Origin of the sequence: Candidatus Kryptonium thompsonii (genome assembly GCF_001535985.1) — a bacterium.
Lineage (GTDB): Bacteria > Bacteroidota > Ignavibacteria > Kryptoniales > Kryptoniaceae > Kryptonium > Kryptonium thompsonii.
The window spans coordinates 310-14,656 of the sequence record NZ_CZVS01000051.1 but is presented as its reverse complement, the minus strand read 5'-3'; the positions used below and the strand labels follow the sequence as shown (position 1 = coordinate 14,656).

The following is a 14,347-nucleotide window of genomic DNA, read 5'->3' as shown; positions in this document are numbered from 1 at the left end:
TCGGCTCAACGGATTTAAAACCTTGACAAAATTTTCTCCGAGAAGACTTGCTTTTTCTTCGTCAAGCATGCTGTTTGTCACGACCTCTTTAAAGCCAGCCCCGATCAACCTTTCACGAACAAAATTATGGAAATCTACCTTTACCTTCTCGGTAGAAAAATGAACCACGGATCGCATTTTATCGGGAATTCTATCATACCCATAAACTCTTGCAACCTCCTCAATTAGGTCAATTTCCCTCTCAATGTCAACTCTAAAAGTTGGAACTTTTACAGTTAAACTTTTTTCATCACGATTTAAAATCTCAAGTTCAAGCCCTTCAAGTATTTTTACAACATCATCCTGCGAAAATTCAAACCCGATAACGGAATTCAACCTTGAAAACCTTAGGCTAACAACTTTAGGTTTAATCTCAACTGGATAAACATCAATTACGCCCTGAAGAACTTCGCCGCCAGCGATTTCAGCCATAAGTTGAGCTGCTCGGTTCACCGCCCATATCACTGCTTCAGGGTCAGCGCCCCTTTCAAACCTGTATGATGCATCTGTTGATAAACCGAGATATTTTGAAGTTCTTCTTATGCTAATTGGGTTAAAATAGGCGCTCTCAATCAGAACATTTTTGGTTTCATCTGTTATCTCTGTATTGGCTCCTCCCATTACACCTGCAATTGCAACTGGCTTTTCAGCATCGCATATCATTAAGGTGTCTTTTCTTAACACCCTCGCCTTACCATCAAGCGTTATAAAAACTTCTCCATCATTAGCGCACTTAACAACAATTTTATGCCCCGCTAATTTATCATAATCAAACGCATGGAGTGGATGACCAACTTCATAAAGAACGAAATTAGTTATATCAACAATGTTATTTATCGGCCTTAAACCAACAGCCCTAAGGTAATCCTGCAACCATTTCGGGGAAGGTTCAACCTTAACATTTAAAACAACCCTCGCTGCATACCTTGGACAGTTTAATGTATCAATAATTTCAACAGAAGCGTAATCTGTAATTCGCTTGTCGGATTCAACAACCTTAAATTCGGGTTTTTTTAGCTTCAATCCGAAAGCAACCGCAAGCTCACGAGCAACCCCGATATGACTTAAACAATCTGGGCGATTTGGAGTTACGCTAATATCGTAAATAACATCGTCAAGCCCAAAATATTCCGCAAGCGGTTGACCAACTTGCGCATTGGGTTCAAGAACCATTATCCCCTCCTTATCATCCCCAAGCCCAAGTTCAAATTCCGAACAAATCATCCCGTATGATTCAACCCCGCGGATTTTCGCTTTCGTTAAAACAAACGGCTTCCCCTCCGGGTCATGTTGATTTCGCGGGATAACTGCACCTACCAAAGCAACAGGGACTTTTTGACCCGCAGCGACATTCGGCGCGCCACAAATTATCTGAAGAGTATCTTTCCCAACCCTAACTCTACAAACTGTTAATTTATCCGCGTTCGGATGCTTGCTAACTTCAAGAACTTCACCAACATAAAAATTCTTAAACTTTTCCCCAGGATAATCAACACTTTCAACCTCGAGCCCAAGCATTGTAAGTTTCTCCTTGACCTCTTCAGGCTCTGCTTCAAGATCAATATAATTTTTCAACCACTTGTGCGAAATCTTCACTTTCAAAGTCTAATTTTATTTTCAAAACTAAAACTGCTCAAGGAACCTAAAATCGTTCTCATAAAACAATCTTATGTCATCAATTCCATACTTCAACATTGCTATTCTTTCAACTCCCATCCCAAAGGCGTAGCCGGTGTATTTTTCAGAATCATAACCAACAAACTTAAAAACATTTGGATCAACCATACCACAACCAAGAATTTCAAGCCATCCACCGTATTTACAAACCCTACAGCCCTTGCCCCCACAGATAAAGCAACTTACATCAACTTCCGCGCTTGGTTCAGTGAATGGGAAAAAACTTGGCCTGAACCTCAACTTGACACTACTTCCAAACATTTGTTTTGCAAATGAAAGCAATGTCCCCTTCAATTCCGCAAAAGAAACACCTTCATCAACATACAAACCCTCAACTTGATGAAATAAACAATAGCTTCTTGCACTTATTGCCTCATTCCTGTAAACCCTTCCCGGGGCAATGATTCTAACTGGCGGTTGTTTTGATTCCATAACCCTTATTTGAACTGGCGATGTGTGGGTTCGCAGAATTATATTCTCTTTGATAAAAAACGTATCTTGCATATCTCTCGCCGGATGTTCAGGGGGGATATTAAGTGCCTCAAAATTGTGATAGTCATCTTCAATCTCCGGACCTGAAGCAATTTCAAAACCCATCGCGACAAAAATTTTCTTTATTTCTTCAAGTGTCTGCGTAAGCGGATGCTTTCTACCGGTGTATTTAAACCTACCCGGAATCGTTAAGTCAACTAACTCACCAACCTTTCGTTTCCCACTTTCAATTTCTTTCCTTTTCTCATCAAATTTTATCTGCGCAAGTTCTTTAAATTCGTTTAAAAATTTCCCAATCGTTGGTTTTTCCTCGCGTGGAATTTCTTTAAGCTTATCAAATAATGTTTGAATTATCCCCCTTCGCCCAAGGTATTTGACTCTAAATTCCTCAAGCTGTTTCTCGTCTTTTACGGTTTCAATTTCCTCAAGGAACTTCTTTTTAACTTCTTCAATCTGATTAATCATTTTCAATTTATGCCGATCTTTGTTCAAATTTGTCAATTCAAATAAAAAAACTCCCATCTTCGGGATTAAACAACATCAAATAACCCGAATGATGGGAGCAAAATTTTAACTAAATGCAAATTTCACGACTTCTGAAAAAGCATCAGGATTATTCACAGCAAGATCAGCTAGCATCTTTCGATTAATTTCAACCTGCTTCTTTCTTAAAGCTGAAATAAGTTTTGAATAAGTGGTTCCATTTAATCTTGCTGCTGCGTTTATCCTTGCTATCCAAAGTCTTCTAAATTCTCGCTTCTTTGTTCTTCTGTCGCGATATGAGTATTGAAGTGCCTTTGCAACATGATCTTTAGCTTGCCTTAGGGTATTGCCACGCATTCCCCAGAATCCTTTCGCCCTTTCAAGTATCTTCTTTCTCCTTCTCCTTGAAGCAGGTTTATTTGTTGCTCTCATCTTTTCACTCACCAAATTTAATTTTAAAAAATCAAGCCAGAATCAATTGTTTAATTCTTTTCTCTTCATATGGATGCACAAGCGTTGGCTTGCGAAGCTGCCTTTTTCTTTTTCTTGATTTACCTGTAGCAAGGTGACTTCTACCAGCTTTTTGTCTTTTTATCTTTCCAGTCGCTGTAACTTTAAAGCGCTTCATTGCTGCGCGATTGCTCTTCACCTTCGGCATTGCTCTTTTGTCCTCCAGATTGTTTATTTTTTTCTTCCTGCTCTTTTAACATCTGAATTTTCCTTTTATCCGGTGCAAATAAAACACTCATTGAACTTCCCTCAAGCTTTATATCTTGTTCAACCCGTGCAACATCGGATAAAAACTCGATCAATCTTTTTAATATCTTTTCTCCAAACTCCGTGTGCAAAATTTCTCTACCTTTAAAAATAACCTGCGCTTTAACCTTGTGTCCATCAAGTATGAATTCTCTCGCATGACGCGCTTTAAACTGAAAATCATGCTCGCCCATATTTGGATGAAACCTCAACTCTTTCAGAACAGCAGCTGCTCTTTGCTTTTTGTGAAGCTTCTCTTCCTTTTGCTTTTCATACTTGTACTTCCCATAATCCATCAACCTGCAAACAGGCGGATTAGCCTGGGGAGCAACTTCAACAAGATCATAACCTCTCTCCTCAGCTAACCTTAACGCGTCACGCGTGCTCATTATACCAATTGACTGCCCATTTTCATCTATTACTCTAACTCGTGGGACCTTGATTTGTTCATTAACGCGTAATTCTTTCTCTATGGCAGCTCCCCTTGTTGTTTTGAAATTTAACGCTTTGCTTTTTTCCTTATTTGCTGTCTCGTCCTCTCACCGTTTGTGACAATCAAATTTGCAATATATCTAATGGTTTCCTCATGCGATTTTCTGAACTCATCAAGCTTTTCAGACATAACTCGTATTGTCTCGCGATGCTCTTTCCTAAACTCTTCGAGATTTTCCAACATAACCCGCATCGTTTCACGATGCTCCCTCCTAAACTCATCGAGATTCTCCAACATAATCCGCATCGTCTCGCGATGCTCCTTCCTGAACTCTTCAAGATTTTCCAACATAACTCGCATCGTCTCACGATGCTCTTTTCTAAACTCATCAAGATTTCCGGACATAATTCGCACTGTCTCGTGATGTTCCTTCCTGAATTGATTTATAAGCTCGTTCGTGTTCCTTGCCTCAGCTTTCAAAGTTTTATTGTTTATAATTGCATACAAAGTTAAAAATATGCCAAGAATTGTCGCCATCACTCCACCAAGCGTAAGTATCTCATAAAAGCTCATCACTCACTCCACAACTTTGCTTTCTATCTCAAATTTAATTCGGGATATAAAACTTTCCAAATCAAACACTCCAAGATCTCCCTTGCCATGCCTTCTTATCGAAACTGTCCCACTTGTTCTCTCTTTCTCACCAATTATAAGCATATATGGAATCTTTTTGGTCTCTGCTTCCCTTATCTTGTAAGTTATCTTCTCATTTCTCAAATCGATTTCCGCCCGAATTTTCTGCTGTTTAAGTTTCTCCCAAATTGTTTTTGCATAATCGTTTTGTGCATCAGTTATCGGCAAAACCGCAACTTGAACTGGCGCAAGCCAAACCGGGAAATTACCTGCAAAATGTTCAGTCAAAATCCCAACAAATCTTTCAAAAGAACCAAATATCGCTCTATGAATTGCAACTGGTCGCTTCGGTTGGCCATCAACATCAATGTAAGTTAAATCAAATCTTTCAGGCAACATCACAAAGTCAAGCTGAATCGTTGCAACCTGCCAATCTCTGCCAAGCGCATCCTTAATTTGAACATCTATTTTAGGACCGTAAAATGCCCCTTCTTTCTCTTTTAACCCATACTTTATCCCGTTTTGCTCAAGTGCCATCTTCAACGCTTGTTCAGCCTGCTCCCACAAGGCTGGATCTCCCATTGCGTTATCAGGCTTCGTTGAAAGATAATACGCTGGTTGAAACTTGAAAATTCCGTAAACATAATTTATAAAATCAATTAGCTCATTTATCTCGTTTAAAATTTGATCTGGCCTACAATAAATATGCGCATCATCCATCGTTATTTGCCTAACGCGAAACATTCCACCAAGAGCACCCGAAATTTCATTCCTGTGTAATCTTCCTATCTCCGCAAGTCGCAGTGGTAAATCTCTATAGCTCCTTGTTCGCATCTTATAGACATACGTACTCTCAGGGCAATTCATCGGCTTTAAAGAATAAATTTCATCTTCAACTTCAAGCACAAACATATTTTCTTTGTAATGCTCCCAATGTCCCGATTTCTCCCATAGATCTTTCTTTACAAGGATTGGAGTTGAAATTTCCTCATAACCACGCTTGTCGAGTTCTTCACGAATAAATTTCTCAAGCTCACGGAAAATGATCATCCCCTTAGGCAACCAAAAAGGTGCACCTGGAGCAATATCATGAAAAACAAAAAGCTCAAGCTCCTTCCCAAGCCGTCTGTGATCCCTTTTCTTCGCCTCCTCAAGTCGTCTTAGATGCTCATCAAGGAGTTCCTTTTTCGGATAAGCAACGCCATAAACCCTCTGCAACATTTTATTCTTTGCATCGCCACGCCAATAAGCTCCCGCAATGCTTAGCAACTTAACATATTTTATCTTCCCAGTTGATGGCAAATGCGGGCCACGACATAGATCAGTAAAACTTCCCTCGCTATATAAGGTTATTATATCATTATCCTCAATTTGCTCTATGATTTCAACTTTATATGGATCGCCCTTCTTTTTAAAAAATTCAAGCGCTTCTTCTTTCGTGACAACTTTTCTAACATAAGGCTCATCCCTTTGTGCAAGCTCTTTCATCTTTTCCTCAATTTTAGCAAGATCTTCCACTGTAAGCGGTTTATCAACATCAACATCGTAATAAAATCCATCTTCAATTGGTGGACCAACGCCAAACTTTGCACCTGGGAAAAGTTCTTCAATCGCATGTGCCATAAGGTGAGCTGAACTATGCCAAAATACTTCCCTACCTTCAGGATCATCAAAAGTCAAGATTTGAAGTTCGCAATCCTCCTCAAGTGGACGAGTAAGATCTATCACAACACCGTTAACTTTTGCCGCAACTGCATCCTTAGCAAGCCGCTTGCTTAAAATTTCAGCTATCTGCAAAGGTGTCGTCCCTTTATCTACCTCCAAAACACTATTATCAGGCAATTTAACCTTTATTTTCTCCATAAAAATCAAAAACTTTTGGGTTTTCCTGCAAAATTTTTGTAAAAATAATAAAAATCGGGGGCAAAATCAAACTTGCTAACCCTTTACCTTGAAACCTTAAAAGCCCTTAACCCCGCAAAAACGGCATCCTCACCAAGTTCCTCCTCAATCCTCAATAACTGGTTATACTTCGCAATCCTATCCGTCCTTGAAGCTGAGCCAGTTTTTATTTGACCAACATTTGTTGCAACAACAAGATCTGCAATCGTTGTATCCTCTGTTTCCCCAGATCTGTGACTTACAATAGCGGTATAACCGTTTTTCTTCGCAAGCTCAATACAATCAAGCGTTTCTGTCAAAGTGCCAATCTGATTCAATTTTATCAAAATTGAATTCGCTATTCCAGATTCAATTCCCTTGGAAAATATCTCAATGTTTGTCACAAAAATATCATCACCAACAAGTTGAACCTTATCGCCAAGTGCTTCCGTTAACATTTTCCACCCCTCCCAATCATGCTCCGACATCCCATCTTCAATTGAAATAATTGGGTACTGTTTGACGAGCTCTTCATAAAATTTCACCATTTGCTCAGATGTTTTTTGGGACTTATCCGACTTGAAAAAAACATATTTGCCATCTTGATAAAATTCACTGGCTGCACAATCAAGAGCCAAATAAACATCAACCCCAGCCTTATAACCAGATTTCTCAATCGCCTCCAGTATAACTTCTATAGCTTCGACATTTGATTTTAAATTTGGAGCAAATCCACCTTCATCCCCAACAGCAGTATTATAACCCTTTGATTTCAAAACAGATTTAAGAGAGTGGAAAACCTCCACACCTATCCTCAAAGCCTCCGAAAACGAAGGTGCATTTACAGGTGCGATCATAAATTCTTGAATATCAACATTATTATCTGCATGCTTCCCACCGTTTAAAATATTCATCAACGGAACGGGTAAAACTTTAGCATTAACACCGCCGATGTATCTGTAAAGCGGTATGCCCAAATGATTTGCAACCGCTTTTGCCACCGCAAGTGAAACACCAAGAATTGCGTTCGCACCAAGCCGAGATTTATTTGGAGTTCCATCAAGTTGAATTAAAAACCTATCAATGCCAACCTGATCAAAAGCATCCCAACCTTCAAGCTCATCAGCAATGATGTTATTAACATTTTCAACCGCTTTTAATACACCCTTGCCCAAATATCTTTTTGGATCCCCATCCCTTAACTCAAGAGCTTCGTTCTCCCCAGTTGAAGCCCCGCTTGGAACCGCAGCTCTGCCCATCGCACCCGACTCTAAATAAACATCTACCTCAATGGTCGGATTACCCCTTGAGTCAAGAATTTCACGTGCTTGAATGTCAACTATCGTTGTGGACATCTTTCTTTACAAATTTTGTTTTTAAGTGAAACCTTTTAATTATACCAACAAAAATCAGAAAAAACAATTGTTCAACTCCCAAATTTCACTTCCCTCCAAACTCTAAAAACATCATCAGGTGGATCGTCCCTCCAAATAAAGAAAATAGAGCTTACATTGAACTTGACAGGCTTCCAAGAACTTTGAAGTTCCCTCAACAAATTTTTAAGTTTATCCTTCCCCTTAACCTGCCCAATGCTCAAATGTGGAGTGAAACCACCCTCAAACCTACGCACATCATCACAATCTGGAACGATAGCCTGCAATCTCTCCTGTAACTTCACAATTTCATCAAAGGGTTGGGGTGCAAGCCACATCGTATAACTTTCCTTATAATGTTGAAAAAATCTAATCTCGACAAGCTCAACCTCAAAACTTTTGATACCCCTACACACATTTTCAAATTCCACATAAACCCTTTCAAACTCCTCAAAAGGTCTAAACGGATAAATCAATGTTATATGTGGCATCCATCTTCTAAATTGTCTGTCATACTTTTCTCTTATCTTTTGAATTGGATCCCACACATCTTCTGGTGGAATTATAACAACAGCAGTTTTATGTGTTTTCTTTGCGTTCTTTTTCGTCATAAATTTGAAATCCAACTCTATTGCAAATCCATCGCTAATTTTTTAATTTAAAACCTGAAAAACAAAAGTAAATCTCACATCTATGCGATTTGTTGCAGATGTAATGCTTGGCAAACTTGCAAGGTGGTTGCGACTACTTGGATACGATACAATTTATAATCCAAAACTTTCAACAAAGGAACTCGTCAAAATCGCAAATGAAGAAGAAAGAGTTTTTCTAACCCGAAGCAAAAGAGTTGCTGAAGAATTTGGAGCAAAAAATTTCTACATCATAAAAGCTGAGAAGTTTAAAGAACAGCTAAATGAAGTCATCAAAAATTTACACCTTGACACCGAAACAAATTTGTTTTCTCGCTGTTCAATTTGCAACACTGAAATAGTTGAAGTTGAGAAATCAAGCATTATAAATCTAATTCCCGAAGAGACGGCTAAGTCATTTGAAGAGTTCTATCAATGTCCAAAATGTGGCAAAATTTATTGGAATGGTTCACATACTACAAGAATCGTTAAAATTTTAAACGAAATTAAAAATGGATAAAAATAAAACTGAAACAAAGACTTGGCGAATAATTGACATAATAAACTGGGGAACTGAATACCTTAAATCAAAAGGAATTGATGAGTCAAGATTAACAATTGAATTAATGCTCTGCCATGTTCTAAACTGCAAACGGGTTGATTTATACATTAATTTTGAAAAACCTCTCGCAAAAAAAGAGCTTGAAGAATTAAGGGGATTGATAACGAGAAGGGTGAAAAGAGAACCACTTCAATATATTATCGGTAAAGCTGAGTTTATGGGGCTTGAGTTTAAATTGACGCCCAATGTTTTAATCCCAAGACCAGAAACCGAAATCCTTGTTGAGAAAGCGATAGAGACAATTAAAAAAGAATTTCCTAACACGCCAGTTAAAGTGCTTGATATCGGAACTGGAAGCGGAAACATAGCCATAAGTCTGGCGAAGTTTCTGAAAGATAAAGTTTTTGTGGTCGGAATTGATATAAGCGAAGGGATAATTAAAGTTGCAAATGAAAACGCCATCTTAAACGATGTCAAAAATGTTCAATTTATCCAGTTTGATCTGTTTGATGAAAAATTCGCATCTAAATTTAAAAATCAATTTGACATAATTGTTTCTAATCCGCCATATGTAGCCATTGATGAATTTGAAAGTTTACAGGATGAGATAAAGAATTTTGAGCCTAAAATTGCAATTACCAACGGGGCAAACGGATTGAGTTTTTATAAAAGAATTGCCGATGTCGGAAGGGAAATCATCTCAAATGTTGGTTTCATCTTTGTTGAAATGGCTTACGGTCAATCTGAAAAAGTTAAAAAAATCTTCAATGACATCGGATGCAATCAAATTGAAATTTTTAACGATTATCTTGGAATTGAAAGGGTTGCAAAAATAAAGGTTGAAAAAAGATGAGAGCGCTTGTCCAAAGAGTTATTCGAGGTAGCGTGACAATTGATGGTTCAATTTATAGTCAAATTGGAAAAGGAATTGTAATTTTGCTCGGCGTAAAAAATGGGGATACGGAGGAAGATGCAAAATATCTTGCGAACAAATGTGCAAATCTTAGAATTTTCGACGATGAAAACAAAAGAATGAATTTATCTGTAAAAGATGTGAATGGAGAAGCTCTCGTGGTATCACAATTCACACTTTACGGAGATACAAGACATGGTAATAGACCTGACTTTACACAAGCCTCAAAGCCAGAAGAGGCAGAAATTTTGTACAATAAATTTGTTGAATACCTCAAGCAAGCAATGGGAGAAGAAAAAGTAAAAACGGGCGTCTTCAAGGCGATGATGATTGTTGAGATAATAAACGATGGTCCTGTAACTTTACTAGTTGAAAGCAAAGAAAAATAGAAAACATCACTTCTTTTTAAATACAATAGTCAAGGGCACACCAACAAACCCAAAATGCTCTCGGATCTTGTTTTCAAGAAATCTCCTATAATGTTCTGGAATATCGTCGGGGAAATTTGCGAAGAACGCAAATACGGGTGGTGCGGTTTTAACCTGTGTGACATACTTAATTTTTATCTCCCTACCAGAAACCGCTGGCGGTGGAGTTTCCTTAACGATTGGGAATAAAACTTTGTTGAGTTCGCTTGTTTTTACTTTTTTATTTCTTTCATCATAAACAACCTTTGCAAAATCAAGAACTTTAAAAATTCTTTGTTTTGTCTTCGCCGATATGAATAAAATGGGAACATAATCAAAGACTTTTAACCTTTCCCTAAGGGCATGCTCATATTCAAGGGCGGTATTTGAATCCTTCTCGATAAGATCCCACTTGTTTACGGCAATTATAATTCCCTTCTTCAAATCTGCAGCTTCTCCAACGATTCTCAAATCCTGCCTTTCAAGACCACATGTTGCGTCAAGCATGACAACTGCAACATCACATCTTTCAAGTGCCTTTAAAGCTCTTATAGCGCTGTAAAATTCTATACTTTCTTTAATTTTGCTTCTCCTTCTCAATCCAGCTGTATCAATGAGAACAAAATTAACCCCGTTATATTCAAAAGATGTATCAATGGAATCTCGAGTTGTTCCAGGTATATCGGTTACAATTATTCTATTTTCGCCGAGAACAGCGTTCACAAACGAAGATTTTCCAACATTTGGCTGCCCAACGATGGCAACTTTTATCTGGTTTTCAACACCTTGAACTTCTTCACTCACCTCAGGCAAATCTTTGACTACCTCATCAAGAAAATCACCTACCTTTCTCCCATGAAGTGCTGATATTGGGAATGGATCCCCAAGCCCAAGTTCGTAAAATTGAGCTGAATACAGTTCAAGTCTTTCGTTATCAATTTTATTCACCGCAAGCACAACTTTCTTTTTTGTTTGTCTTAACATCTTTGCTATTTCAATGTCTATAGGTGTAACCCCAGAAATCGCATCGACGACGAAAATTATCACATCCGCCTCATCAATTGCAATTTGAACCTGCTCTCTTATGGCTGCCTCAAAAACATTGTCAGAATCAGGGACATATCCGCCCGTGTCTATAATTGAAAATCTTTTGCCGTTCCATTCAGCTGTCCCATAATGTCTGTCTCGGGTGACACCGCTCTTTGGATCGACAATGGCGTCTCGTTCACCAATAATTCTGTTGAAAAGCGTCGATTTCCCTACATTTGGTCTTCCTACTATGGCGATTACGCTCTTTCCCATTTAAAAATTCGAAGAAATTTAGTTGGGTTTACTGTCCAGAGTTTTAAAGTTAAAAAGAACAAAAAGATAATCAAAATTTATTGCTTTTTTGGGCTCGATTTACTAAATTTAGTTACATTAAATTCAAAACAAATGCAAGGGAAAGATGCTTGCAGTTATAAAAATTGGTGGGCATCAATACAAGGTGAAGGAGTCCGATAAAATTTTCGTTCAAAAACTTGAAGAAGAACCCGGAAGCAAAATTAAACTTGAGAATGTCCTTTTACTTCAAGACGGCGAAAAAACTTATATCGGAAATCCATATGTACACGGAGCTTTTGTTGAAGCAACGGTTCTTGACCATGTAAAGGGAGAAAAAATTATCGTTTTTAAGAAAAAGCGTCGCAAAGGTTATAAAGTAACAAAAGGACATCGCCAAAACTATACCCAAATCGAAATCAATAAAATTTACTTTGAAAGTTAATGCCAAAGGTAGATGTAGCAAAAATAATTCAAGAGCTTATAGTTCCAGAACTTCACGATATTAAATCAAGCATTCAGGAGTTAAGGACGAGATTTGATTCAGAAATTAAAAGACTTGATGAAAAAATTGATTCTGGACTTGGACGACTTGAACAAAAAATCGATTCTGGACTTACTCGACTCGATGAAAAAATTGATTCTGGGCTTAGGCGAGTTGATGAAAAAATTGAACTTGTTCGTAATGAATTAAAAACTGAGATTTCCGGATTAAAAAATGAATTAAAAGCCGATATTTCCGGACTGAAAAAAGATATTGATAATGTTCGCAGCGAATTAGACGCATTTAAGACTGAGTTTAGGACAGAGATAAAACGTCTTGACGAAAAGATCGATATTGCAATTCAAATAAGAGAACGACTCGCTGCACTTGAATCAAAAGTTGCAAGTTTGATAAAATAAAAAACTAAAAAAGTGAGGTGAATCAATATGGCGCATAAAAAAGGTGGCGGTTCATCCCAAAACGGAAGGGATAGCAACTCCAAACGACTTGGAGTCAAAAGATTTGGAGGTGAATTCGTAAGAGCAGGAAATATAATCGTCAGACAAAGGGGCACAAAATTCAAACCTGGTTTAAATGTTGGTATGGGTAAAGATTATACACTTTTTGCAAAGATTGATGGAATTGTCAAATTTGAATACCTAACAAAAGACAAACAAATGGTTAGCGTTTACCCAGTTGAAGTAGCAAGCAATTAGCACCTTTGTTAAAATAAACCGGGAGGGTTATACAATGAAAATCACAATAGTTGGAGCAGGAAATGTTGGTGCAACAACAGCACAAAAAATAGTTGACAACGAACTTGCAAATGAGGTTGTTCTTGTCGATATCGTTGAGGGAATCCCACAAGGTAAGGGACTTGATATGTATGAGTCAACCCCGATAACCGGAGTTGATGTAAAAGTTATAGGGACTAATGGATATGATGAAACTGCTAATTCAGACATCGTAATAATAACCGCTGGGGTTGCCAGAAAACCTGGAATGAGTAGAGAAGATCTTTTGAACACGAATTTTGGAATTGTTAAAGAAGCAACACTTAAATCAATCGAAAAATCACCTAACGCCATCATTATTGTTGTTACCAATCCACTTGATGTTATGGCGTATACAGCATGGAAGATAAGCGGGTTTGAGAGACACAGAGTTATAGGTATGGCAGGCGTGCTTGATACTGCAAGGTTTAGAACTTTCATCGCAATGGAATTGAATGTCTCCGTTGAAGATGTTTACGCATTTGTCTTGGGCGGGCACGGTGATGATATGGTTCCGTTGGTAAGATATACAACAGTTGCGGGAATTCCAATCTCTGAACTACTTCCAAAAGAAAAAATCGACCAACTTGTTAAAAGAACTCGTGAAGGTGGAGCTGAAATTGTAAGTTATCTGAAAACAGGAAGTGCTTACTACGCTCCTGCATCTGCGATCGTTGAAATGGTTGAATCAATTGTAAAAGACAAAAAGCGCATCCTGCCATGTTCTGTCTTACTCCAAGGAGAGTATGGATTAAACGATGTCTTCATTGGTGTTCCAGTTAAACTTGGAAGAAAGGGTGTTGAGGAGATAATTGAATTAAAACTCACAGATGAAGAAAAACAAGCTTTATACGCTTCTGCATCCAGAGTTAAGAAGATAATTGATTCGTTAAAGTTTGACTAAAAATTTTTAAGCGGGCAAGAATTTGCCCGCTTTTTATTTTAAAACTAAATTAATGGGGGCAAAATATGGCAAGAAAAGTAATAACCCTTTTAATATTTTTTGCTTTTATCTTTGGGGGTTGCAAAAAAGAGACCACGCCGATCATTGAAACAATTCCATCAAATCTTTTCCCACTTAAAGTTGGCAATGTTTGGTATTATTCAGGGTATGAAATTGACACCGCTGGAACTAAAATCAATGGCACGGAATTCAACTCATCAATGACAATAGTTGGGCAAATTCAGTTCCAAGGAAAAAATCCATACGTTGTGATTGATTCATTTAAATATGACGATAGAAACATTGAGGTTGACACACTCCTTGTTTATCTTGAGGGAGAATATCTTTATGCATGGATAGATCTAACAGGTGAAGTTGGGATTCCAGGTTTTGAATATAGACGATGGGTTCCATTTGTAAAAGCTTCTGGAAATTTAAATGAACCATATACTATCTTAAACTTGGACACAACGATTACAGTAAATTATCAAGGACAGCTTGTCCCATTAAACATAAAAATCAACATAACTGGTAATATCGTAACTCACG

Annotated in this window: 18 protein-coding genes; 8 read left to right on the top strand and 10 right to left on the bottom strand. The window is 37.9% G+C overall.

What is annotated here, in order from left to right; translation table 11 throughout:
- The 9 genes from pheT to AWW78_RS07640 form a co-directional block, all read right to left on the bottom strand.
- Nucleotides 1-1,635: phenylalanine--tRNA ligase subunit beta (gene pheT, locus AWW78_RS07680; protein ID WP_047134787.1), on the bottom strand; the 1,635-nt coding region annotated here is incomplete at its 3' end.
- A 27-nt stretch (nucleotides 1,636-1,662) separates the two neighbouring features.
- The gene (gene pheS / locus AWW78_RS07675) at nucleotides 1,663-2,673 is read right to left on the bottom strand and encodes a phenylalanine--tRNA ligase subunit alpha (protein WP_047134786.1); all 1,011 of its coding nucleotides are present in this window, start codon (nucleotides 2,671-2,673) and stop codon (nucleotides 1,663-1,665) included.
- Nucleotides 2,674-2,778: 105 nt separating this feature from the next.
- Complete coding sequence (gene rplT / locus AWW78_RS07670; protein ID WP_047134785.1) at nucleotides 2,779-3,123, bottom strand: 50S ribosomal protein L20; 345 nt, start codon at nucleotides 3,121-3,123, stop codon at nucleotides 2,779-2,781.
- 31 nt (nucleotides 3,124-3,154) lie between these two features.
- Entirely contained in the window at nucleotides 3,155-3,349 is a 195-nt protein-coding gene (gene rpmI / locus AWW78_RS07665; RefSeq protein WP_047134784.1) for a 50S ribosomal protein L35, read from the bottom strand.
- Nucleotides 3,306-3,920 (bottom strand): translation initiation factor IF-3, encoded by a 615-nt coding sequence (gene infC, locus AWW78_RS07660; protein ID WP_075426199.1) that lies wholly within the window; start codon nucleotides 3,918-3,920, stop codon nucleotides 3,306-3,308. Before infC ends, rpmI begins: the two co-directional genes overlap by 44 nt.
- Nucleotides 3,921-3,946: 26 nt before the next feature.
- Nucleotides 3,947-4,453: a hypothetical protein gene (locus AWW78_RS07655; RefSeq protein ID WP_047134782.1), complete on the bottom strand. Its 507-nt coding sequence runs from the start codon at nucleotides 4,451-4,453 to the stop codon at nucleotides 3,947-3,949.
- Between the two features lie 3 nt (nucleotides 4,454-4,456).
- Entirely contained in the window at nucleotides 4,457-6,376 is a 1,920-nt protein-coding gene (gene thrS / locus AWW78_RS07650; protein WP_047134781.1) for a threonine--tRNA ligase, read from the bottom strand.
- Nucleotides 6,377-6,459: 83 nt separating this feature from the next.
- Nucleotides 6,460-7,749, bottom strand: a complete 1,290-nt coding sequence (gene eno / locus AWW78_RS07645; protein WP_047134780.1) for a phosphopyruvate hydratase — start codon at nucleotides 7,747-7,749, stop codon at nucleotides 6,460-6,462.
- 71 nt (nucleotides 7,750-7,820) lie between these two features.
- Entirely contained in the window at nucleotides 7,821-8,378 is a 558-nt protein-coding gene (locus tag AWW78_RS07640; protein WP_047134789.1) for a 2'-5' RNA ligase family protein, read from the bottom strand.
- An 82-nt stretch (nucleotides 8,379-8,460) separates the two neighbouring features.
- On the opposite strand from AWW78_RS07640, the gene AWW78_RS07635 reads away from it, so the two are divergent.
- From AWW78_RS07635 to dtd, 3 genes are read left to right on the top strand one after another with little or no spacing between them, the layout of a single operon-like run.
- Nucleotides 8,461-8,916 (top strand): Mut7-C RNAse domain-containing protein, encoded by a 456-nt coding sequence (locus tag AWW78_RS07635; RefSeq protein WP_075426198.1) that lies wholly within the window; start codon nucleotides 8,461-8,463, stop codon nucleotides 8,914-8,916.
- Entirely contained in the window at nucleotides 8,909-9,811 is a 903-nt protein-coding gene (gene prmC, locus AWW78_RS07630; RefSeq protein ID WP_047134779.1) for a peptide chain release factor N(5)-glutamine methyltransferase, read from the top strand. Before AWW78_RS07635 ends, prmC begins: the two co-directional genes overlap by 8 nt.
- On the top strand, nucleotides 9,808-10,260 hold the full coding sequence (gene dtd, locus AWW78_RS07625; protein WP_047134778.1) for a D-aminoacyl-tRNA deacylase: 453 nt from the start codon (nucleotides 9,808-9,810) through the stop codon (nucleotides 10,258-10,260). The genes prmC and dtd overlap by 4 nt, the downstream gene beginning before the upstream one ends.
- Before the next feature lie 6 nt (nucleotides 10,261-10,266).
- Here dtd and der read toward each other — a convergent pair whose 3' ends face one another.
- Nucleotides 10,267-11,580, bottom strand: coding sequence for a ribosome biogenesis GTPase Der (der, locus tag AWW78_RS07620; RefSeq protein WP_047134777.1), 1,314 nt, complete (start codon nucleotides 11,578-11,580; stop codon nucleotides 10,267-10,269).
- A gap of 145 nt (nucleotides 11,581-11,725) precedes the next feature.
- Between der and rplU the strand changes: the two genes are divergently transcribed.
- From rplU to AWW78_RS07595, 5 genes are all read left to right on the top strand, one after another.
- A complete protein-coding gene (rplU, locus tag AWW78_RS07615; RefSeq protein ID WP_047134776.1) occupies nucleotides 11,726-12,043 on the top strand; it encodes a 50S ribosomal protein L21 in 318 nt (105 codons plus the stop codon).
- Nucleotides 12,043-12,501, top strand: coding sequence for a hypothetical protein (locus tag AWW78_RS07610; protein ID WP_047134775.1), 459 nt, complete (start codon nucleotides 12,043-12,045; stop codon nucleotides 12,499-12,501). Before rplU ends, AWW78_RS07610 begins: the two co-directional genes overlap by 1 nt.
- Before the next feature lie 27 nt (nucleotides 12,502-12,528).
- Nucleotides 12,529-12,798 (top strand): 50S ribosomal protein L27, encoded by a 270-nt coding sequence (gene rpmA / locus AWW78_RS07605; protein WP_047134774.1) that lies wholly within the window; start codon nucleotides 12,529-12,531, stop codon nucleotides 12,796-12,798.
- Between the two features lie 34 nt (nucleotides 12,799-12,832).
- Entirely contained in the window at nucleotides 12,833-13,759 is a 927-nt protein-coding gene (gene mdh / locus AWW78_RS07600) for a malate dehydrogenase (RefSeq protein ID WP_047134773.1), read from the top strand.
- Between the two features lie 65 nt (nucleotides 13,760-13,824).
- Nucleotides 13,825-14,347, top strand: a 523-nt coding sequence (locus AWW78_RS07595) for a hypothetical protein (RefSeq protein ID WP_218059851.1), incomplete at its 3' end; no start/stop codon positions are given.